General features: G+C 63.9%; 19 protein-coding genes. 12 read left to right on the forward strand and 7 right to left on the reverse strand.

Features of this window, described 5'->3' with window-relative positions; genetic code table 11:
* Window positions 1–488: 488 nt before the first annotated feature.
* From CK221_RS14380 to phoB, 7 genes are all read left to right on the forward strand, one after another.
* A complete protein-coding gene (locus tag CK221_RS14380; protein ID WP_245430639.1) occupies window positions 489–3,866 on the forward strand; it encodes a response regulator in 3,378 nt (1,125 codons plus the stop codon).
* Window positions 3,867–4,383: 517 nt separating this feature from the next.
* Window positions 4,384–5,442, forward strand: a complete 1,059-nt coding sequence (pstS, locus tag CK221_RS14385) for a phosphate ABC transporter substrate-binding protein PstS (RefSeq protein ID WP_095778162.1) — start codon at window positions 4,384–4,386, stop codon at window positions 5,440–5,442.
* Window positions 5,443–5,506: 64 nt separating this feature from the next.
* Window positions 5,507–6,493: a phosphate ABC transporter permease subunit PstC gene (pstC, locus tag CK221_RS14390; protein WP_067002087.1), complete on the forward strand. Its 987-nt coding sequence runs from the start codon at window positions 5,507–5,509 to the stop codon at window positions 6,491–6,493.
* A 3-nt stretch (window positions 6,494–6,496) separates the two neighbouring features.
* The gene (pstA, locus tag CK221_RS14395; RefSeq protein WP_067002090.1) at window positions 6,497–7,348 is read left to right on the forward strand and encodes a phosphate ABC transporter permease PstA; all 852 of its coding nucleotides are present in this window, start codon (window positions 6,497–6,499) and stop codon (window positions 7,346–7,348) included.
* A complete protein-coding gene (gene pstB / locus CK221_RS14400) occupies window positions 7,345–8,148 on the forward strand; it encodes a phosphate ABC transporter ATP-binding protein PstB (protein ID WP_067002093.1) in 804 nt (267 codons plus the stop codon). Before pstA ends, pstB begins: the two co-directional genes overlap by 4 nt.
* A 20-nt stretch (window positions 8,149–8,168) precedes the next feature.
* Complete coding sequence (phoU, locus tag CK221_RS14405) at window positions 8,169–8,873, forward strand: phosphate signaling complex protein PhoU (protein WP_095778163.1); 705 nt, start codon at window positions 8,169–8,171, stop codon at window positions 8,871–8,873.
* A 19-nt stretch (window positions 8,874–8,892) separates the two neighbouring features.
* Window positions 8,893–9,582: a phosphate regulon transcriptional regulator PhoB gene (phoB, locus tag CK221_RS14410; protein WP_010911896.1), complete on the forward strand. Its 690-nt coding sequence runs from the start codon at window positions 8,893–8,895 to the stop codon at window positions 9,580–9,582.
* Window positions 9,583–9,716: 134 nt separating this feature from the next.
* Here phoB and CK221_RS14415 read toward each other — a convergent pair whose 3' ends face one another.
* Entirely contained in the window at window positions 9,717–10,022 is a 306-nt protein-coding gene (locus tag CK221_RS14415; RefSeq protein ID WP_095778164.1) for a YciI family protein, read from the reverse strand.
* 42 nt (window positions 10,023–10,064) lie between these two features.
* Between CK221_RS14415 and CK221_RS14420 the strand changes: the two genes are divergently transcribed.
* The gene (locus tag CK221_RS14420) at window positions 10,065–11,009 is read left to right on the forward strand and encodes a LysR family transcriptional regulator (protein ID WP_245430640.1); all 945 of its coding nucleotides are present in this window, start codon (window positions 10,065–10,067) and stop codon (window positions 11,007–11,009) included.
* Window positions 11,010–11,101: 92 nt separating this feature from the next.
* Here CK221_RS14420 and CK221_RS14425 read toward each other — a convergent pair whose 3' ends face one another.
* Window positions 11,102–12,346 carry an ROK family transcriptional regulator gene (locus CK221_RS14425; protein ID WP_095778166.1) on the reverse strand — a complete coding sequence of 415 codons (1,245 nt, stop codon included), beginning with the start codon at window positions 12,344–12,346 and terminating at the stop codon, window positions 11,102–11,104.
* Window positions 12,347–12,694: 348 nt separating this feature from the next.
* Here CK221_RS14425 and xylF point away from each other — a divergent pair, with 348 nt between their 5' ends.
* The 4 genes from xylF (at window position 12,695) to CK221_RS14445 (ending at window position 17,908) form a co-directional block, all read left to right on the forward strand.
* On the forward strand, window positions 12,695–13,735 hold the full coding sequence (gene xylF / locus CK221_RS14430; RefSeq protein WP_095778167.1) for a D-xylose ABC transporter substrate-binding protein: 1,041 nt from the start codon (window positions 12,695–12,697) through the stop codon (window positions 13,733–13,735).
* Between the two features lie 237 nt (window positions 13,736–13,972).
* Window positions 13,973–15,337, forward strand: coding sequence for a sugar ABC transporter permease (locus tag CK221_RS14435; protein WP_095778213.1), 1,365 nt, complete (start codon window positions 13,973–13,975; stop codon window positions 15,335–15,337).
* Between the two features lie 13 nt (window positions 15,338–15,350).
* On the forward strand, window positions 15,351–16,151 hold the full coding sequence (locus CK221_RS14440; RefSeq protein ID WP_095778168.1) for an ATP-binding cassette domain-containing protein: 801 nt from the start codon (window positions 15,351–15,353) through the stop codon (window positions 16,149–16,151).
* 131 nt (window positions 16,152–16,282) lie between these two features.
* A complete protein-coding gene (locus tag CK221_RS14445; protein WP_095778169.1) occupies window positions 16,283–17,908 on the forward strand; it encodes a CHASE domain-containing protein in 1,626 nt (541 codons plus the stop codon).
* Between the two features lie 83 nt (window positions 17,909–17,991).
* Here CK221_RS14445 and CK221_RS14450 read toward each other — a convergent pair whose 3' ends face one another.
* From CK221_RS14450 to CK221_RS14465, 5 genes are all read right to left on the reverse strand, one after another.
* Entirely contained in the window at window positions 17,992–18,237 is a 246-nt protein-coding gene (locus CK221_RS14450; protein WP_067002111.1) for a YMGG-like glycine zipper-containing protein, read from the reverse strand.
* Window positions 18,238–18,342: 105 nt separating this feature from the next.
* Window positions 18,343–18,645 (reverse strand): hypothetical protein, encoded by a 303-nt coding sequence (locus CK221_RS14455; protein WP_095778170.1) that lies wholly within the window; start codon window positions 18,643–18,645, stop codon window positions 18,343–18,345.
* A 116-nt stretch (window positions 18,646–18,761) separates the two neighbouring features.
* Window positions 18,762–18,929 (reverse strand): hypothetical protein, encoded by a 168-nt coding sequence (locus tag CK221_RS30255; RefSeq protein WP_179295128.1) that lies wholly within the window; start codon window positions 18,927–18,929, stop codon window positions 18,762–18,764.
* Between the two features lie 226 nt (window positions 18,930–19,155).
* Window positions 19,156–20,187 (reverse strand): PAS domain-containing sensor histidine kinase, encoded by a 1,032-nt coding sequence (locus CK221_RS14460; protein ID WP_095778171.1) that lies wholly within the window; start codon window positions 20,185–20,187, stop codon window positions 19,156–19,158.
* A 180-nt stretch (window positions 20,188–20,367) separates the two neighbouring features.
* Window positions 20,368–20,532, reverse strand: coding sequence for a DUF1328 domain-containing protein (locus CK221_RS14465; RefSeq protein WP_067002119.1), 165 nt, complete (start codon window positions 20,530–20,532; stop codon window positions 20,368–20,370).
* Between the last annotated feature and the right edge of the window lie 125 nt (window positions 20,533–20,657).

The following is a 20,657-nucleotide window of genomic DNA, read 5'->3' on the forward strand; positions in this document are numbered from 1 at the left end:
GCCTTCTGTGGCTGGGAGGACGCATCAGCCAAATCCGGCTGAAAGGAAGGGGCCGTCGAAACACGTCTTCGACTGGGGGAACTCACCGGGGCGCTCGGCTGCTGAGGAAATACGTCCGTCGCGATCTGCCGCGAAGCTGTTGTTCCTGGCGGGGCCTTGTCCCAAATGCGCCTGACGTCCATCCGGCTTGGAATGATGACGGTTCCGTCGTCGCTGCGCGTGCAGCCGCTCGCCGCGAGCAGCGCCGGACAGAGAACAAAAGTCAGCATTCGACCAAGCATCAGCTATACCCCCGCCGATTCTATAGCCCGGTAGCGGTGGGTTCGCCAACGGACGGATTACCGCAGCGAGGTCGGACCGGCGTCCGACTAAAAACCCGTTAACGGCATCGGGCGTGTTCGGTTGCGAATCGTTAAGGTTAGCCGATCGTTAATGCTTGTCGGGCACATTCCGCCGGCGAACCGGGAGGGTTCGGCCTGGGGGTAGGGATGGCGGATACGGACGGTACTTTCGAGATGGGCGCCGCCCGTTTTTTCGAAGGCGCGGTCGAGCGCGGCGAGGCGGCGGTCCCCCGCGCCCCCGATCAGCATGCGGCCGCGACCTCGGAGGCGCTCGCCAATCTTCGCCTGACGGTCGATTCGATGCCGATCGGCGTCATTGTCCTCGATGCCGACCTCAGGGCGGAGATCATCAACCGCGCCTTCTACGACTTCTGGAAGATCGATCCGCTTCGCGCCACTGCCGGCTGCGGCTTCCGCGAGCTGATGGAGGCCAGCCGCGACGCCGACCCCTATGGTGCCGACGAGGTGGGCTGGCAACGCCACATCGCCGAGCGCGAGGCCGAAATCCGGGCAGGCGTTGCCGGTTCCAGGCAGTTGCCGCGCAATGACGGCCGCGTGCTGATCGCCTCGCTGGCACCGCTTGCCGGCGGCAAGCGTCTGATCTCCTATGTCGACATCACCGACATGAAGCATCGCGAGACCGAGGCAGAGGATGCGCGCAAGAATCTCGCCACGGTGCTGGAGTCGCTGCCGGCCGGCGTCATCATCTATGACCGCCACGATGAATTCGTCTTCGCCAACCGCAAGCTGCATGACAGTTTGCCGGCGCTGAAGCCGGCCTGGCAGCCGGGCCGCACCTTACGCGAGGCGCTCGCTCTCGGTCATTCCGCCGGCTATTTCCGGTCGAGCGGCGACGTCGAGATCGACAATCTCTATGGTGTCGACAAAGAACGCTGGCTCGACGCCATGCTGAAGCGTTACAACCTGCCCAATTCGTCCTATGAACGGCTCAATCCCGACGGTCGCTGGTCCCAGGTCTACGACATGAGAGCGGACGACGGCACATTCATAGGGGTGCGCGTCGACATTTCCGATCTCAAGGCCCGCGAGAAGGCGCTGCGCGAGTCGATGCGGCAGATCGACCTTTACCGGCATGTCATGGACGAATTGCCGGTGGCGGCGTTCATCAAGGCCGAGGATCTTACGATCGAGTTCGTCAACAAGGCCTGGTGCGCGCTGACCGGCATTGCCAAGGAAGACGTCATCGGCAAGACGGACCGGCAGCTTTTCGGCTGCGAGGACGCCGAAAGCTACAGCCATGACGATGCCGAGGTCATCGCGACCGGCAAGGGGCGCGAAGTCGAGGAGCCTGTCAGCCATCGCGACGGCACGGTGCGGCAGCTGATGACACGCAAGAGCCGCCTCGTCGCGACCGACGGATCGGTGCATCTGGTCGGTTCCAGCACCGACATCACCGAGGTCAAGGCGCGCGAGCGGGCGCTCAAGGAAAGCATGAGCGAGAACGAGGTGTTCCGCAACCTGATCGACAACGTGCCGGTGTCGATCTACGCGAAGCGTTCGGATCTAAGGCAATTCTACGTAAACAAGGGCTGGTGCGATCTCACCGGCTTCAGCCAGGAAGAGGCGATCGGCAAGACCGACGTCGAGATCTTCGGCGCGGACGGCGAAGCTTTCGTCGCCGGCGACCTGGCGGTGCTGCGCACCGGCGAGACGCAGGAGATCGAAGAACAGGTGACGCTGCCCGACGGCAGCGTGCGTCACCAGTTCGCGCGCAAGGGCGCGATGATCGCGTCCGACGGTTCGCTCTATCTGATCGGGTCGACCACGGACATAACGGAACTGAAACAGCGCGAGGCCGAGCTCAGCGAGGCGCGCCGGCGCGCCGTGCTTGCCGACCGCGCCAAGTCGGAGTTCCTCGCCAATATGAGCCACGAGATCCGTACGCCGATGAACGGCGTGCTCGGGATGGCCGAGTTGCTCGCAAAGTCGGACCTCGACCCAAAGCAGAGGACGTTCACCGACATCATCGTCAAATCGGGCAACGCGTTGCTCACCATCATCAACGACATCCTCGACTTCTCCAAGATCGACGCCGGCCAACTCGTGCTCGACCCGGCGCCATTCAACCTTGCCGAGGCGATCGAGGATGTGGCGACGCTGGTGTCGACGCGCGCCAAGGAAAAGGACCTCGAGCTCATCGTTCGCGTCCAGCCCGGGCTCGACGGGCAGTTCGTCGGCGACGTCGGCCGGATTCGGCAGATCGTCACCAACCTTCTCGGCAATGCGGTGAAGTTCACCGACAAGGGCCATGTGCTGGTCGACGTGACCGGCGAGCGCGTTCCGTCGGGGACGAAGCTCGCCATCTCGGTCACCGATACTGGCATCGGCATTCCCGAAGACAAGCTGAAGCTGGTGTTCGAGAAATTCAGCCAGGTCGACACCTCCTCGACAAGACGGCACGAGGGCACCGGGCTCGGCCTTGCCATCACCTCGCGGCTGGTCGAACTGATGGGCGGCGAGATCGGCGTCGACAGCGCCGAGGGCAAGGGCTCGACCTTCTGGTTCACCGTCACGCTGCCGCGGGCCGAGCGAGGCGGGCAGCGGATCATGCCGGTCGACGTGACCGGCGCGCGCGTGCTGATCGTCGACGACAATGCCGTCAACCGCGCGATCCTCAGCGAGCAGATGGCTTCGTGGACCTTCGATTCCTGCGCGGCCGAAAGCGGCGCCGAGGGACTGAAGGTGCTGATTGCGGCTGCCGCTTACGGCGTGCCTGTCGACTGTGTCGTGCTCGACTACCAGATGCCGGGCATGACGGGCGCCGAAATGGCGCGCATCGTGCGCAACACCGCCGGCCTCGCGCACACGCCGATCATCATGCTGACCTCGGTCGACCAGTCGCTCGCCAGCGCCGCCTACCGCGATCTCGGCATCGATGCGCAGCTGATCAAGCCGGCGCGCTCCTCGATCTTGCTGGAGACGCTGGTCGCCACCATCCAGCGTCATCGCCACAGCACGGCGGCCATCCACCCGCCGTTGATCGGCGGCGTCGAGACTGCGGCCGGCGCGCCGCAGGCATCCACGGCGCAGGCGACGGTGGCCGATCGCGTCCTGCTGCAGCCGCCGCCGGCGCGTGCCCGTCCACGCCTGGCCGGCGCGGAGGCCGGGCTCGACATTCTCGTCGCCGAGGACAACGAGGTGAACCAGATGGTGTTCACGCAAATCCTGGGCGAGACCGGATACCAGTTCGAAATCGTCGGCAACGGCCGCAAGGCGCTGGACGCCTTCGGCAGGCTTAACCCGCGCATGATCCTGATGGATGTGTCGATGCCCGAGATGAGCGGCCTGGAGGCGACCGCGGCCATCCGCCGGCTCGAAGCCGAGATGGGCACGCATGTGCCGATCGTCGGCGTCACCGCGCATGCGCTGAAGGGCGACCGCGAGCGCTGCCTGGAAGCCGGCATGGACGATTACCTGCCGAAGCCGATCAGCCCGAAGGCGCTGCTCGAGAAGCTCGAAAGATGGCTCGGGTCGGACGCGGAAGTTCGCCGCAGCGCCGGATAACAGCCTTTCTGCGCGGCCGTTCACGGCGTCGTCGACGAGGCCCGTCATCTGCGTCCAACGCAGACATATGGTGTGATCGCACCATACAAAACGAAGGCCAGGTCAGGACAATGGCTGCTGTCGATTCCGCCCTTCGGTTACGGGCGGGAGCAGCGACCGCCGGCAAGGAACAGCGTCGACTCTACCCCAACGGACCTGTTTTCGGCGATGGCCAGGCCATGATCCGCTCTGGCGCACAGGCAACGCGCTCTCGTCCGGATTTTATTTCCCGGCGGCCGGAGATCCCGGCCGCCGGGATAATTTTTGATTCAAAAGTCGGACAAGCTGCTGATTCCCGCGGCAAACTTCGGCTCGGTCCGCAAATGGCGGCCGCAGGCCCCCCAGGCATCCCTGTTCAGGCGTTACCGGGCTGACACGAAACTGTCATGCGACTGTAATAATCGAAGTCTATTGCGCTCACCAGGCGCCGATAGACAAGGGTTGCCGAAAGACCATATTCCGAACAGGAGCAGGCCACATGAGACATTTCATCCGCTCGGCGGCCGTTGCGATTGCAATGGCTGCGGCATCCACGCTTTCCCTCTCCGCCGCTATGGCGGCCGACATCTCCGGTGCCGGCGCTACCTTCCCCTATCCGATCTATGCCAAGTGGGCCGACGCCTACAAAAAGGAGACCGGCATCGGTCTCAACTATCAGTCGATCGGCTCCGGCGGCGGCATCAAGCAGATCAAGGCCAAGACCGTGACCTTCGGCGCCTCGGACGCGCCGCTCAAGGGCGAGGATCTCAAGTCGACCGGGCTCGCGCAGTTCCCGATGGTGATGGGCGGCATCGTTCCGGTCGTCAACCTCGAAGGTGTCAAGCCGGGCGAACTGGTGCTCGACGGCCCGACGCTGGCCGACATCTTCGTCGGCAAGATCACCAACTGGAATGACGAGGCGATCAAGAAGCTCAACCCCGACGTCAAGCTGCCCGACCAGGCGATCGCGGTCGTCCACCGTTCGGACGGCTCGGGCACCACGTTCAACTTCAGCTACTATCTGGCCGACGTCAGCGCCGACTGGAAGTCGAAGGTCGGCGTCAATACCGCGCTCGAGTGGCCGGTGGGCATCGGCGCCAAGGGCAACGAAGGCGTCGCCAACAACGTAGCGCAGACCGGTGGCGCGATCGGCTATGTCGAGTATGCCTATGCCAAGCAGAACAAGCTCACCTATACCGACCTGATCAATAAGGACGGCAAGAAGGTAGAGCCGACCGCTGCCGCGTTCTCGGCCGCTGCAGCCAATGCCGACTGGAGCGCCAAGCCTGGCTACGGCGTCATTCTGGCCAACCAGGCTGGTGCTGAAAGCTGGCCGATGACCTCCGCGACCTGGATCCTCGTCTACCAGAAGCCCGATGATGCGGCGGCCACCACCGAAGCACTCAAGTTCTTCGCCTGGTCCTACGCCAAGGGCGACGACATGGCCGCCGAGCTGGACTATGTTCCGATGCCCGACGCAGTCGTGAAGAGCGTCGAGGAAATGTGGAGCAAGGACATCGTCGACAGCAACGGCAAGCCGCTCTACTCCGGCATGTAATTCCTACGGAATAAGGAGGGCGCCGCTGGCGCCCTCCTGTCTCTTTCGAAATGCGAGGGGCGAAATGACAGCCGTTTCCGAAGCCGTGACATCGTCCGCCATACGGACCAGGGAAGCGACGGTGCGCCGCTTCGCCCTGACCGACACGATCTTCCGAACGGTCACGCGTCTCTCCGCCATACTCGTGCTGGTTCTTCTGGGCGGCGTCGCGGTCTCGCTGATCGCCGGCTCGTGGGAGGCGCTGTCGAAGTTCGGCTTCTCCTTCCTGACTACTGAATCCTGGAATCCGGTGACCGAGAATTTCGGCGCGCTCGCGCCCATCTACGGCACCGTCGTCACTTCGGCCATCGCCATCCTCATTGCCGTGCCGATCGGCATCGGCATCGCCGTCTTCCTGACCGAGCTCTGCCCGCGCCCGCTCAGGCGCCCGATCGGTATCGCGGTCGAGCTGCTCGCCGGCATTCCCTCGATCATCTACGGCATCTGGGGCCTGTTCGTCTTCGCGCCATTCCTGCAGACGACGGTACAGCCGTTCATCATCAATCTTTTCCACGGCATACCGGGTCTCGCCAGCCTGTTTGCCGGTCCGCCCTACGGCATCGGCCTGCTGACGTCGTCGCTGATCCTGGCCATCATGGTGCTGCCCTTCATCACCTCGATCACCAAGGACGTGTTCGACACGGTGCCAGCGGTGCTGAAGGAATCGGCCTACGGCATCGGCTGCACGACCTGGGAAGTGACCCGGCGTGTGGTCATCCCCTATACGCGGGTCGGCATCATGGGCGGCGTCATGCTCGGTCTTGGCCGCGCGCTCGGCGAGACGATGGCCGTCACCTTCGTCATCGGCAACGCGCACCGCATCAGCGCCTCGCTGTTTGCGCCCGGCACGACGATCTCGGCGACCATCGCCAACGAATTCACCGAAGCCGACGGCGAGCTTTACACGTCCTCACTGGTGGCGCTCGGACTGATCCTGTTCATCATCACCTTCATCATCCTCGCGCTCGCACGCTACATGCTGTTGCGCATCGATAGCCGCACGGGAGCCTGACCGATGTCGACAGCCGCATCGCTCCACCGAAGCCGCAAGCGCAAGAACGCCGTGATGATGGCGCTGTGCACCATAGCGGCGGGCATCGGCCTCGTCTGGCTGGCGCTGATCCTCGGCGCCCTTCTCTATAAGGGACTCTCGGGGCTCTCGCTTTCGGTGTTCACGCAAATGACACCGCCGCCCGGCGACGCCGGCGGCCTGCTCAACGCCATCTACGGCAGCATCGTGATGACCGTCATCGGCATCGTCGTCGGCACGCCGATCGGCGTGCTCGCCGGAACCTATATGGCCGAGTACGGGCGCTTCTCGCGCCTCACGACAGTGGTGCGCTTCATCAACGACATCCTGTTGTCGGCGCCGTCGATCATCGTCGGCCTGTTCGTCTACGAGCTGATGGTGCGGCCGATGGGTCATTTCTCGGCGATCGCCGGCGCGGTGGCGCTGTCGATCCTGGTGATCCCCGTTGTCGTGCGCACCACCGAGGACATGCTGAACCTTGTGCCCAACGCGCTGCGCGAGGCTGGCACCGCCATCGGCGCGCCGCGCTGGGTGGTGATCCGCTCGGTCGCCTATCGCGCCGCACTGTCCGGCATCGTCACCGGCATATTGCTGGCGATCGCCCGCATTTCGGGCGAGACGGCGCCGCTGCTCTTCACAGCGCTCAACAACCAGTTCTGGTCGAGCAATCTCAACGCGCCGATGGCCAGCCTGCCGGTGACCATCTTCCAGTTTGCGCTGAGCCCTTATGAGGAATGGCAGCAACTGGCCTGGACGGGCGCACTGATAATCACCCTGACGGTTCTCGGGCTGAGCATCTTCGCCCGCAGCCTTACCGGACGCAGAGAGGACAGATGAAACCGATGTTGTCCACCGACCTGAACGTAGCCGAGACGACCGCCGAGAAGGCCAAGATCGAAGTCAAGAACCTCAACTTCTACTATGGCCAGTCGAAGGCGCTGAAGGACATCAACCTGTCGCTGCCCGAGCGCAGCGTCACCGCCTTCATCGGACCTTCGGGCTGCGGAAAGTCGACGCTGCTGCGCGTGCTCAACCGCATCTACGAGCTCTACCCGAAGCAGAGCGCCGAAGGCCAGGTGCTGCTCGACGGCAAGAACATCCTCGACCGCTCGCAGGACCTCAACCTGCTCAGGACCAAGATTGGCATGGTGTTCCAGAAGCCGACGCCGTTCCCGATGTCGATCTACGAGAACATCGCCTTCGGCGTCAGGTTGTATGAAAAGATCAGCAAGGCCGAGATGGACAATCGCGTCGAACAGGCGCTGAAGCGCGCCGCGCTGTGGAACGAGGTCAAGGACAAGCTCAACGCCAGTGGCCAGAGCCTTTCGGGCGGCCAGCAGCAGCGGCTCTGCATCGCGCGCACCGTGGCGGTGAAGCCGGAGGTCATCCTGCTCGACGAGCCGGCATCGGCGCTCGATCCGCTGTCGACCGCCAAGATCGAGGAGCTGATCGACGAGCTGCAGGCCGACTACACGATCGTGATCGTCACCCACAACATGCAGCAGGCGGCGCGCGTCTCGCGGCAGACGGCGTTCATGTATCTCGGCGAGCTGATCGAATTCGACCGGACCGAAAAGATTTTCACCTCGCCCCGCGAGAAGCGCACGCAGGACTACATCACCGGCCGCTTCGGCTGAGTTCATACGAGGACATAACTATGGCCCATACGGTCGCTTCCTTCGACGAGGATCTGAGGCAGATCAGCCAGCTCATCCGCGACATGGGCGATCTTGCCGGCTCGATGGTCGGCGCGTCGACCAAGGCTCTGCTGAATTCCGACAACGCGCTGGCGCAGCGCGTGGTCTCCGACGATGCCATCATGGACGCGCGCCAACGCGAGCTCGACGATCGCGCCATCACGCTGATCGCCAAACGCCAGCCGATGGCCGACGACCTGCGCAGCGTCGTTGGCGCCATCCGGATGGCCGGCGATCTCGAGCGCATCGGCGACCTTGCCAAGAACATCGCTAAGCGCGTCGGCTCGGTCGGCATCAGCGCCGCGCCGCGCGACCTTTCGCACTCCATCGATTCGATGGCGCAGCTGGTGCTGATCCAAGTGCAGGGCGTGATCGAGGAATACACGGCCGGCGACGCCACGGCGCTCGCCAAGCTCCGCAACGACGACGAGCGCATCGACGTCAAATACACCTCCGTCTTCCGCGAGCTCCTGACCTACATGATGGAGGATCCGCGCAACATCACGGCTTGCACGCATCTGTTGTTCTGCGCCAAGAATCTGGAGCGCATAGGCGACCACGTCACCAACATCGCCGAGAACGCCTACTATGTGCTGACCGGCACGCAATTGCCCGCGAATCGTCCTAAGCAGGACGAGACGGCGATGTCGGCGCCGGCGGCCTGACAGCGAAGGTGCCTGCTATATGATCGCGCCACGCATCATGGTGGTGGAGGACGAGGAGCCGCTGGGGGTGCTGCTCCGCTACAACCTCGAATCCGAGGGCTATCAGGTCGAGGTGGTGACCCGCGGCGACGAGGCCGAGATCCGCCTGCAGGAGAATGTGCCCGACCTGCTCGTGCTCGACTGGATGGTGCCGGCGGTTTCCGGCATCGAGCTCTGCCGCCGGCTCAGGATGCGACCCGAGACCGAACGCCTGCCGATCATCATGCTGACCGCGCGCGGCGAGGAAAGCGACAGGGTGCGCGGCCTCTCGACCGGCGCCGACGACTATCTGGTCAAGCCGTTCTCGACGCCGGAATTCATGGCCAGGGTCAAGGCGCTGCTGCGCCGCGCCAAGCCGGAGGTGCTGTCCAGCGTGCTCAAGGTCGGCGATATCGTGCTCGATCGCGAATCGCATCGCGTCTATCGCAAGAAGAGCGAGATCCGGCTCGGCCCGACCGAGTTCCGACTGCTCGAATTTATGATGCGGCATCCCGGCCGGGTGTTCTCGCGCAGCCAGCTGCTCGACAATGTCTGGGGCGAGACGATCTATATCGACGAGCGCACCGTGGACGTGCATGTCGGCCGCCTGCGCAAGGCGGTCAACAACGGCCGCATGCCCGATGTGATCCGCACCATTCGCGGGGCGGGCTACGCGATCAGGGAAGACTAGAGACCCTTCCGCCCGATGAGGCGGGACCAAGCTTGCGCGCGACAACGCACCGGAAGAGAGCGAAACTCTCCCTCGGAACTGGCCCACCCCCGAGCAGCGGGAGGGATCTGGGTTCAAGCTCAAGAGGCTCCATGTTATCCTTTCGCTCCGACGCGCATGCCGTCGGCAAAGACCTGGCGCCAGGCAAGCACACGCACGGAAAGACGCAGGCCGGTCGGCCAGAACGGATCTTCTCGCACCAGATTTTCGACCTGTTCGTGATCAGCGGCCTCCACCAGCCATAGGCCTCCGGCTGGCGCGCCGTCGGCACGTCGCAGCGGTCCTGCCGCCCTGATGGCCGAGGCATTGCGACCGAGAAATTCGATCGCCGGCATGTATTGTCGGCGAACATCTTCGGCGCGGCTGACCTCATCTTCAAGCAGAACGGCGAAAAGCGTCATTGACTCTCTCCTGCATTGATGCGGGATCTTACAGCAGTAGTATTGCCGCTTCACACCGAACTATTGCCGACCTATGCTGCAAAAATGCAGGCGTTGGATTGGAACGACCTTCGATATGTCCTCGCTGTCGCGCGTGGAGGTTCACGCGCCGCGGCCGCCCGGCAGTTGGGTGTTGATCCGACGACCGTCGCCCGTCGCTTGCGGGTGGCCGAGATAGCTCTTGGTGTGCGCCTGTTCGAGCGCGGCGCTGACGGCGACATGTGCTTGACCGAAGCCGGGGAGGTGGCGGTGAAGCGCGCCGAGGCCGTTGAGGCAGAGATCGGCGGCTTGAAAGCAGCAACGGAAGGAGTGGACGCCGCCGCGAGCGGAACAGTGCGCGTGACGGCCGTGCCCATCCTGATCAACAGGATCCTGGTGCCCGCAGCGGCTGAATTGACCGCGCGACATCCGCGGCTGCGCGTTGAGCTGATCGCGGAGTCGCGTGATTTGAGCCTCAGCCGGCGCGAAGCGGACATCGCCATTCGGCTGGCAAGACCCGGCGACGAAACCGGCAACAGGGTGCTTTCGAGACGCATCGGGACATTGAGTTACGCGGCCTATGCGGGAACCGACGTTCAGGTCGAAATCGCCAAGCTTCCCTGGGTAGCGTACGAAGACGGAATGGCGCACCTGCCCCAAGCCCGATGGATCGCTAAAATGGCCGAGAAGGACGGCGGCCTCTCAGCGGTGGCCGTCAACGATGCCGAAGCCATTCTTCAAGCCGTTCAGGCCGGGTGTGGCCGCTCTCTGCTGCCGTGTATCGTAGCAGATCATGTATTGGGCATTAGGCGCGTCAGCTTCGATGAAGCTGCATTTCCGGAGCGAGAGATCTGGTTGCTTACTCATCCTGATTTGCGCCACCTCGCTCGCGTGGCTGTGGTCATTGCCTGGATAGAGACCTCGATCCAGAAGCTGGAAGCCGCGTGCCTGCTGGCGAACGAACGGTGACTGGTCGCAAAAATCCGATTGTCGGGGCAGTTTCGCGCCGGGTCGCGACACGAAACGGGTCAAATTTTAGGATATGCGCTCAGTCCAGGCATTTAGGCCACGCTCTTGCTGACAGCGCCCGCTCTTGCCTGCACGCCCGGGGCGAAAATCTCCTGGTCGACGAAGGTCAGCGCGCGCACGGCGCAGCCTTCGCGGATCAACGGCAATTCGTTCGGCTCGGTATCGAAGGAGATCGAGTTTGAATGCTGGCCTCCGGCGGTCTGGCCGATCGCCTCGCGCAGCGCCGGCTCGATCAGGTCGAAGGCGGCGGCGCTGACGCCGACCATGGCGACCGGCGCTGGGTCGATCAGCGCGAACAGGCTGCCAAGGCCGAAGCCCAGCGCCTCCCCGGCCCGGCGATAGGCCTCGCGCTCCGGGCCATCCGTCTCGCGCGCCTTGGCGGCGAGCGCCCGCATGTCGGCGTCGCCGACATCGACCGGCTCGGCGTCCTCGCTCATCTTCATGGCGCTGCGCCAGATGGCGTAGTTGCCGGCATAGGCCTCGACGCAGCCGCGGCGTCCGCAACGGCAAAGCGCGCCGCCCGGACGATGGATCATGTGGCCGAACTCGCCGCCGGAAGAATGCGTGCCGGTGAACAGCTCGCCCTTCAGCACCAGGCCCATGCCGATGCCGTGCGAGAGCAGGATGGCGATGAAATTGTCGCGATAGCGGTCGGGATCGCGCCACTGCAGCGCCACCGCCATCATGTTGCAGTCGTTTTCCATGGTGGCCGGAATGCCGAATTCCTTTTCCAGGATGTCGGCGAAGGGAATATCGGTCAGCGGCGTGATCGGCGACCATAGCATGGCGCGGGCATGGGAATCGGTGATGCCCTGGATGCCCATGGCGATGCGGGCGACGCTGCCGACGTCGAGGTCCGGATCGTCCAGCCGGCGCCGCACGATCGCCAAGCATTCGCCGATCAGCTCGTCGCGCGGCATGGTGAGCGTATCGAGGCGGCGCTGCTCCTCGGCGATGACCTGGCCCGCATAATCGATAACGGCGACCGAGAGGAAATTGAGCGACAGCACCACCGTTACCACCGCTGCCGCCTCAGGCTTGAGCGCGAGGCCCACCTGTGGCCGGCCGCGCTTCAGAGACGCGGTCTCGCTCGGCTTGCTCTCGGCCAGGATGCCTTCCTGGATCAGGTCGGAAGAGATCGCCGAAATGGTCGAATGGCTGAGCCCGGTGGTCGCGGCGATTTCCGTGCGCGACGGCTGGCCGGCCCGGCGCACGGCCGAGAGCACCATGGCGCGGTTGCGCCGGCGCAGATCGTCGTGGCGGATTCCGACCGACATTTTTTCTCCTCCCAGTCAGCGCGGCCTCTCGATCATGCACAGGACCCGGCGACGCGCCAGATCGATTCACCCGGACGCCGGCACCCGAACCGTCCCGGTTTTTACAAGTTTCGGTGGACGCGGGCTGCGCCTCCTCCGAACTGTTCCCCGATAGTGGCAGAAGCGGTCGGCACTGTCATTATTTATTGCGGGTCTCGAAAAAAAGTACGCGGCACCTCAAAAACCGTCAGAATTGCAGTTGACAGCGCCTTTGCCTTGGATCAGTATTTTTTCGAGGCTCGAAAAAAAGCCTCTGCATGGTCTTCGGGCCAATCTGGGTCGCGCCGCGAGGGGCGCTGGGAGGATATCATGAAGAGATTCGCAGCCGCCATTCTGGCGGGCGTCGCCATGTCGTTGACGTTGGCGTCGGTCGCGCAGGCGAAGGACAAGGTGATCGGCGTTTCGTGGTCCAATTTCCAGGAAGAGCGCTGGAAGACCGACGAAGCGGCGATGAAGAAGGCGATCGAGGCCGCCGGCGACAAGTACATATCCGCCGACGCACAGTCCAATCCAGGCAAGCAGCTGACCGACGTCGAAAGCCTGATCTCGCAGGGCGCGAATGCGTTGATCATCCTGGCGCAGGACGCCTCCGCGATCGGGCCGGCGGTGCAGAAGGCACTCGACGAAGGCATTCCGGTCGTCGGCTACGACCGCCTGATCGAGAACAAGGACGTGTTTTATCTGACCTTCGACAACAAGGAAGTCGGCCGCATGCAGGCCCGCGAGGTGTTCAAGGCCAAGCCCGAGGGCAACTACGTCTTCATCAAGGGCTCGGGCGCCGACCCGAATGCCGATTTCCTGTTCTCCGGCTCGATGGAAGTGCTGAAGGAAGCCATCGACAGCGGCAAGATCAAGAATGTCGGCGAGGCCTATACCGACGGCTGGCTGCCCGCCAACGCGCAGAAGAACATGGAGCAGTTCCTGACCGCCAACGACAACAAGGTCGACGCGGTGGTGGCGGCCAATGACGGCACCGCCGGCGGCGTCGTCGCGGCGCTGACGGCGCAAGGGCTGGCCGGCACCGTTCCGGTCTCGGGCCAGGACGGCGACCATGCCGCGCTCAACCGCATCGCGCTCGGCACCCAGACGGTGTCGGTGTGGAAGGACGCGCGCGAGCTCGGCAAGCACGCCGCCGAGATCGCCTCGCAGCTCGCCAACGGCAAGAAGATGACCGACATCGCGGGCGCCAAGGACTTCACGACGCCTGGCGGCAACACCGTCAAGTCGCTGTTCCTGACCCCGGTCGCAATCACCAAGGATAATCTCAACCTCGTCATCGACGCGGGTTGGATCAAGAAGGATGAAGTCTGCGCGGGCGTTGCCGCCGGCAGCGTCGCGGTCTGCAACTAAGCTGGCCGTCAGGTTCAAACGCAGCGCCGCGGCCCAACGGCCGCGGCGTTTCTCCAAAGGCTTTCGGGCGTACTGAAGCCGGAGACCATTGGGGCAGTTCACTGTCCGGCAGGATCGCCGAACTGCTCCAGCCGTTTGTTTCCGCGCAATTCCAGGCGGCTACGCACTTTTTCCTGGAATTGCTCTAGCATCGTGGTCCGGCATCCGCGCCAGACGGCAAGCCGGTGGGAGGAGATCATGACCGACACGACCTCTGATACGCCGGCAAACCCGGCGGCGGATCGCGCGCGGGCTTCCGAACTGAGCACCGTCGGGCGCTTCCTCAAGGCGACCGAGCTCGACACCCGCATGCTCGGCATGGTCGGTGCGCTGCTGATCATCTGGATCGGCCTGCATGTCATCTCGAGCCTGCGGCTCGGCGTCAATCCGCTCGATTTCGACAGCCGAACGTTCCTGACGCCGCGCAACCTGTGGAACCTGTCGGTGCAGACCTCGGCCGTGGCCATCATGGCTTCCGGCATGGTGCTGGTCATCGTCATGCGCAACATCGACCTCTCCGTCGGATCCGCCGAGGGTTTGATCGGCATGGTGATGGGCTTTGCCCAAGTGCATTTCCTGGTGCGAATGGTTGGGCTCGAGCTTGGCAATCCCTGGATCTGGGTGCTGGCGCTGTTGATCGGCCTGGCGCTCGGCCTGCTGATCGGCGCCTTCCAGGGCTTCGTCATCGCCTATCTCGAAGTGCCGGCCTTCATCGTGACGCTTGGCGGGCTGCTGGTCTGGCGCGGTGCTGCCTGGTGGGTCACCAGCGGCCAGACGGTGGCGCCGCTCGACGCCACCTTCCAGCTGATGGGCGGCGGACCAGCCGGCTCGATCGGCGCCAAATGGAGCTGGATCGTCGGCGCCGTCGCCTGTGTTGCCGTGGTGTTTGCGCTGTTCAACGGCAGGGTGCAGCGCAAGCGCTTCCGTTTCCCGCTGCGTCCGATCTGGGCCGAGACGCTGCTCGGCGCGGTCACCTGCGCGGTCGTCATGGGCGCGGTGTGGCTGGCCAATTCCTATCCCTGGCCGGTCGGCATCGTGAACCGCTACGCCGCCGCCAACAACCTCACGGTCCCCGAAGGCGGCCTGTTCATCGCCCACGGCATCGCCATTCCGGTGCTGATGGCGATCGCCGTCGGCCTCGTCATGACCTTCATCACCAAGCGCACTCGCTTCGGCCGCTATGTCTTTGCCATCGGCGGCAATCCGGAAGCGGCCAACCTTGCCGGCATCAACACGCGCTGGATCACCATGAAGGTGTTCATGATCATGGGTGTGCTGGCGACGATCGCCGCGGCGATCTCGTCGGCGCGGCAGAATTCGTCGACCAATGCGCTCGGCACGCTGGACGAGCTCCTGGTCATCGCCGCGGCGGTCATCGGCGGCACCTCGCTCGCCGGCGGCTCGGGAACCGTGCTCGGCGCTATGCTTGGGGCGCTGCTGATGCAGTCGCTGCAGTCCGGCATGGTGCTCCTCGGCGTCGATTCGCCGCTGCAAAGCATCGTCGTCGGCGCCGTGCTGGTCATCGCGGTCTGGCTCGACACCATCTACCGAAAGCGGGTGTGAAGGAGGCAGCATCATGGCAGACAAGAACGCTCCCGCCGGCGCCCCGCTGGTCGACATGCGCAACATCTCGATCGCCTTCGGCGGCATTCGCGCCGTCGACGACGCCTCCATCGATCTCTTCCCCGGCGAAGTGGTGGCGCTGCTCGGCCATAACGGCGCCGGCAAGTCGACGCTGATCAAGATACTGTCCGGTGCCTACAAGCGCGATGCCGGTCAGATCTTCGTCATTGGCGAGGAGGCAGCAATCTCCAACCCGCGCGACGCCAAGAAATACGGCATCGAGACGATCTATCAGACGCTGGCGCTTGCCGACAATGTCGACGCCGCCGCCAATCTGTTCCTCGGCCGCGAGTTGATGACCGCCTGGGGCACCCTCGACGACGTCGCCATGGAGGCCGAAGCGCGCAAGGTGATGGGCCGGCTCAATCCGCGCTTCCAGCGCTTCAAGGAGCCGGTGATCAAGCTGTCCGGCGGACAGAGGCAGTCGGTGGCGATCGCGCGCGCGATCCTGTTCAACGCGCGAATCCTGATCATGGACGAGCCGACGGCAGCGCTCGGCCCCCAGGAGACGGCCCAGGTCGGCGAACTGGTGCGGCAACTCAAGGCCGACGGAATCGGCATCTTCCTGATCAGCCACGACATCCATGACGTGTTCGAGCTGGCGGACAGGGTCTGCGTCATGAAGAACGGCCAGGTCGTCGGTACGGCGCGCACCAGCGACGTGACTCAGGACGAGGTGCTCGGCATGATCATTCTGGGCAGGTGCCCGCCGGGCGCCATGCCAGGCCCGGGAGCGCTGAAAATCGCGGCCTAAGACCATAAATTGGTTGGCTAATTTGCGACTTGTTTGATGAGCCAATCGCGGCGTTGGGTTGGCCTTGCCATTGTATTGGCGCGGAGACTTGCCCATAAAGGTGGCCAACCGTCCATGGGCCGCACCCTGCATTGAAAAAGCTTTTCCCGATCGTCGCCTTCATCGCCGTCGCGCTGATCAGCCTGACGATGGCGGGGTTCGCCTATTTCGCGACCCAGGAGGCGGCACGCATCAAGTTCGAGGGAACCGCCGACGATGCGCTCAACCGCATCGAGAGCCGCATCGACCTGCATCTGTCGCTGCTGCGCTCGACCCAGGCGCTGTTCGATGCTCGAAACGGCGATATCACGCGCGGCGAGTTCAAGGCCTTCCTCAACGCGCTCGACATCGACGACAATTTCGCCGGACTGCGCGGCATCGGCTTCCTGAGGCTGGCCAAGACCGGCGACGAGGCCACGCTCGAGCGCGACATCCTGCGCGCTCGCGGTTCGGCCCACCCGGTCTATCCGGCCATCACGCAGCAGCAATGGCGCACGCCCATCGTGCTTTTCGAGCCGCTCGATACCTCCAACCAGTCGATCATCGGCTTCGACATGTTCAGCGACCCGGCACGGCGGGCGGCAATCGAGAAGGCCATGGCCGACGACCAGCAGCATGCCAGTGGGCTCGTTCAACTTGGCCAGGGACAAGGGCTGGAGCAGACATTCCCCGGATTTCTGGTCTTCGTGCGGCTGAATGTGGAAACGGCCCCGGACGTCATCGATGCCAGCCGCTCCTCGACCGCCGGCTTCCTCTACGCCTCCTTCCGCGCACGCGATCTGTTCCAGGTGGCGCTCAGCAAGGCTCCGCTGCTGCCGGTCAACGTCGAAATCTTCGACGGCCAGCCGGGTGCCGGCAATCTCCTGTTCCGGTCGGAGGCGCCGCCGGCCGAATCGCTCGGCGGAAAGCTTCTGGCGCGCCGGGATATCGTCGTGGCCGGCCGACCCTGGACTGTCCTGTTTCGGCCGACGAGCGCTTTCGCGCTGCCGTCCTCGCGCGCTATTCCCGTGATGCTCGGTCTGTTCGGCCTGCTGCTCGCCGGGGCGATCGCCTTGGTGGCCCGCTATCAGGAGCGCGCCTACGAGGCGAAGTCGCTGCTGCATGAGGCCACGGAGAAGAGCCTGCTGGAAAAGGAACTGATCCTGCAGGAGATGAAGCACCGCATCAAGAACTCGATCACCAGGGTGCTGGCGATCGCACGGCAGACTGCTTCGCAGGCCACCGACGTGAAGGAGTTCTCGGCATCATTCTCGGCGCGGCTGCAGGCGATGGCCGCGTCGCAGGACATGCTGACACGCTCGCGCTGGCAGAAAGCGGACCTCGGCGACCTGCTGCGCACCGAGCTCGGGCAGGTGTTCGGCAAAGAGCTTTCCGAAGGCATATTGTCGGGGCCGGAAGTGCTGCTTGACGAGACGACGACGCAGGCGCTTGGCCTGACCTTCCACGAGCTTGCCACCAACGCGCTGAAATATGGCGAGGCCGGCAACTCGGTGGGCGCCCTGAAGGTCGATTGGCGGGTCGAAGGACGTGGCCGGGAGCGGACGCTGGTGCTCGATTGGCGCGAGGCCGGGCAAAAGAAACTGGAGCCGCCGGCAAAGACCGGTTTCGGCACCAAGCTGATCGATCTCAATGTCACGCGAGAATTGCGCGGTACGATCAAGCGCGACTACCGGGCCGACGGGCTTAAGGTGGAAATCCGAATACCCCTGCCAGGCTGAGCGCCTGTCAGTCAGGGTCTAACAACGATCTACCCGGGGACCGCTGGTCGGCCCCCGGGTAGATGACTGTGTCTCGCGGAAAATCAGTTGCAGCGGGCCTTGTATCTCGTGCCGTCAGCGTGGCGATATATGCAATAGCCATTGCGCAGGTTGCGAACCAACAGGCCGGACCCGGCGCCCACAGCCGCGCCGATCAGCGCGCCCCTGCCGCCGCCGACCAGGCCGCCCACGCCGGCGCCGATCAGGCCGCCCCCGACGACGTCCTGCTCGGTCGTGGTGCAGCCGCTGACGGCGACCACGGCAACCATGGCAATGATCATTTTCCGCATAAATAGCTCCTCGCTTTTGTCCTCACTTTTGGCAGTGCCAACCGCCGTTTAGCACGAAAAAACGGGCTTTGCCTGCCCGATCTTGTTATTGCTGAAGAGAGTGTCTTACGGGCGTGCGCCGTTTGACGCGACAAGCGCGCCGGAAGTTTCCAGCGACGCGACGAGCCTGCCGTCGGGACGCACGGTCCACAGCAGTTGATCGTAGTCGTCTTCAAGTGCCGGATCGACGGCAAGGCACTCGCCCTTGACACGCGGCGTGCGCCCCTGCAGGTCGCCCAGCGCAAACGGCCGTTCGGCGATGCAAGCCTCGAAAGTCTCGAAGACGCTGACCGGCACCGACAGTTCGCGGCAATCGGTCATGGTGTCCGAGCAGCCAATGACGAGGAGCAAGGCGGCGATGTGTTCCACGGGTCGAATCCTCCCGCCGCAAAGAACGATTGTTGCCGCTCAAAAGTTCCTGCTCGGCGGAGTCGGCGCGCAATGGCGCGTGCCCTTGGCGCCGGCCGGCTGCTCGATTGGAAAGATCAGGCCAGTTGCCAGGCCACCGCCAGCACGAGAGCAGCAACAAGCGCGACGGCGCCGAGGCGAAGCGATGGATGGGAGGAACGGGGCGAGGGCGGTGCTTCGGCGTCCTGGAAGCCGCCCATCGAGACGCAGGCGGCCCGCTCCAGCCTGTTCATATCGGCAATCATCTTCGGTTCCTCCCAAATCGCGGTGTGATTGCGCGGCTGGGTTTAATGCGTCGCGAGCGGTTCAGCTCCTCACGGGATCGCCGATCCACTCCAAGGTTTACGCAACTCGGAAGGGCATTGCGCGCTATCCTGGAGTTGCTTCTGCCGGGGAACACAATCGGATTTTATGGTGAACAGCAGGTTAAACGCCTCTCCGGCGGCTGACCGTTGCCCCGGGACGTGGTTGTCATTCTATCTCGAAATTGCCGCGCGGGATGGTCAGGCGATATTCGAGACGATCGTCGTCGATATCGAGACTGGCGGAGCCGTTCAGCGACGTCGGCACGACGCGTTCGAGGGCGACGCTGCCAAAACGATTTTCGGTGCGCCGACCGGCGCCGATCCTTTCTGTCCAAATCAGCAAAAGGCCAGGCGAAGTCTCGCTGCCGGCCGCGATCCTGGCGCTTACCCTGATCCGTCCGTCAGGCTGCGACAGGGCGCCGGAGCTTGCCGAATTCACGGCCAGCTCGTGCATGGCCAGTCCGATATGAAGGGCAGCGTTCGGATTGAGGTAAGGGTTCTCCCCATCGAAACGCAGGCTGCGACTTGGATCGGCGCTATAGCGGCCGACCTGGCCGGACACTAGCTCACGAAGCGCCGCTCCCCGCCAGTTGGAGGATGTCACCAGATCCTGAGACGAGGCGAGCGACTGGATGCGGCCGCGAAAGTGCGTCAGGAAATCGCCGAGCGTCTCCGAGTAGCGTCCGGTCTGGGTGGCTATGCTCTGGATGATGGCCAGAAGATTCTTCGAGCGATGGCTGACCTCTCGCAGGAGCGTCTTCAGCGTCTGCTCGCGGCGCTTCTGCTCCGTCGTCTCGACCATGGTGGTGACGACGCCCTGAACCTCGCCGGAGTCGCTGCGATCGGCATCGATCCAGACATGGAACCAGCGCACGCCGTCACTGTCGGAAATGCCGAGCTCGAGGCGATCCGGGTTGCCGGTTTCAATCACCTTGCGCTTGGCTGCGCCTATGCGCTCGGACTGCGCGGGGGAAAGCACATCCTTGCCCTCGGCCGTCTCGCACGCCCACGGGGCGCGCATGTTGCGCGCCCAGACGGTCTTCATTTCACGATCCTGGTAGAGGACCGAAATTCCAGCATTGTGGAGCGCGTGGAGCAGCGCGCGCCCCACCTGCATCCCGCTTTCCGCCGGATGCATCGCGATTACTTCGTCGCTGCGCTCTTGCGTATAGTCCTTCTCTGAGGCCTTGGAACGCATTCGATACTTCCCGCATCCAGGCGCGAACGGCTTACGAGGATTGCTGCCCCGGTGTTGACCTACTGACACTTACGCTGCCCAAAAGCGGTCCGCCGGACGACATCCTTTTGGGGACATCGCCCGGCGGTGGCTGGAAACCGTTTGAGGGGTGCGGCTTCCAGTGTTCGGCACTACCCCTGGTCAGGTTCTCCTGACGAGGCCGGCGATGAGCGAGATCACCAGGAAAGCAAGGAAGACGAAGAACAATATCTGCGCGATGCCAGCCGATGTGCCGGCGATGCCGCCGAACCCAAGCGCGCCGGCGATGATCGCGACCACAAGAAAAACGAGCGCCCAGTACAGCATGATATCTCTCCTTCTAACGTCCTGGAAAAAACGTGGCTGGATGGCGTTTGTTCCACCATTTGCGGAAAAAGACGATCCCCTGAAAGCGCTTCACGGATGGGACTCCGCGCCGCATCGTGCGAGGC

This window comes from Mesorhizobium sp. WSM3868 (assembly GCF_002294785.1).
Classification (GTDB): domain Bacteria; phylum Pseudomonadota; class Alphaproteobacteria; order Rhizobiales; family Rhizobiaceae; genus Mesorhizobium.

Bases quoted from the DNA above. Each gene is read 5' to 3' on its own strand.
- CK221_RS14380 (WP_245430639.1), top strand. From the start codon at position 489: ATGGCGGATACGGACGGTACTTTCGAGATGGGCGCCGCCCGTTTTTTC.
- pstS (WP_095778162.1), top strand. From the start codon at position 4,384: ATGAGACATTTCATCCGCTCGGCGGCCGTTGCGATTGCAATGGCTGCG.
- pstC (WP_067002087.1), top strand. From the start codon at position 5,507: ATGACAGCCGTTTCCGAAGCCGTGACATCGTCCGCCATACGGACCAGG.
- pstA (WP_067002090.1), top strand. From the start codon at position 6,497: ATGTCGACAGCCGCATCGCTCCACCGAAGCCGCAAGCGCAAGAACGCC.
- pstB (WP_067002093.1), top strand. From the start codon at position 7,345: ATGAAACCGATGTTGTCCACCGACCTGAACGTAGCCGAGACGACCGCC.
- phoU (WP_095778163.1), top strand. From the start codon at position 8,169: ATGGCCCATACGGTCGCTTCCTTCGACGAGGATCTGAGGCAGATCAGC.
- phoB (WP_010911896.1), top strand. From the start codon at position 8,893: ATGATCGCGCCACGCATCATGGTGGTGGAGGACGAGGAGCCGCTGGGG.
- CK221_RS14415 (WP_095778164.1), bottom strand. From the start codon at position 10,022: ATGACGCTTTTCGCCGTTCTGCTTGAAGATGAGGTCAGCCGCGCCGAA.
- CK221_RS14425 (WP_095778166.1), bottom strand. From the start codon at position 12,346: ATGTCGGTCGGAATCCGCCACGACGATCTGCGCCGGCGCAACCGCGCC.
- xylF (WP_095778167.1), top strand. From the start codon at position 12,695: ATGAAGAGATTCGCAGCCGCCATTCTGGCGGGCGTCGCCATGTCGTTG.
- CK221_RS14435 (WP_095778213.1), top strand. From the start codon at position 13,973: ATGACCGACACGACCTCTGATACGCCGGCAAACCCGGCGGCGGATCGC.
- CK221_RS14440 (WP_095778168.1), top strand. From the start codon at position 15,351: ATGGCAGACAAGAACGCTCCCGCCGGCGCCCCGCTGGTCGACATGCGC.
- CK221_RS14450 (WP_067002111.1), bottom strand. From the start codon at position 18,237: ATGCGGAAAATGATCATTGCCATGGTTGCCGTGGTCGCCGTCAGCGGC.
- CK221_RS30255 (WP_179295128.1), bottom strand. From the start codon at position 18,929: ATGATTGCCGATATGAACAGGCTGGAGCGGGCCGCCTGCGTCTCGATG.
- CK221_RS14460 (WP_095778171.1), bottom strand. From the start codon at position 20,187: ATGCGTTCCAAGGCCTCAGAGAAGGACTATACGCAAGAGCGCAGCGAC.
- CK221_RS14465 (WP_067002119.1), bottom strand. From the start codon at position 20,532: ATGCTGTACTGGGCGCTCGTTTTTCTTGTGGTCGCGATCATCGCCGGC.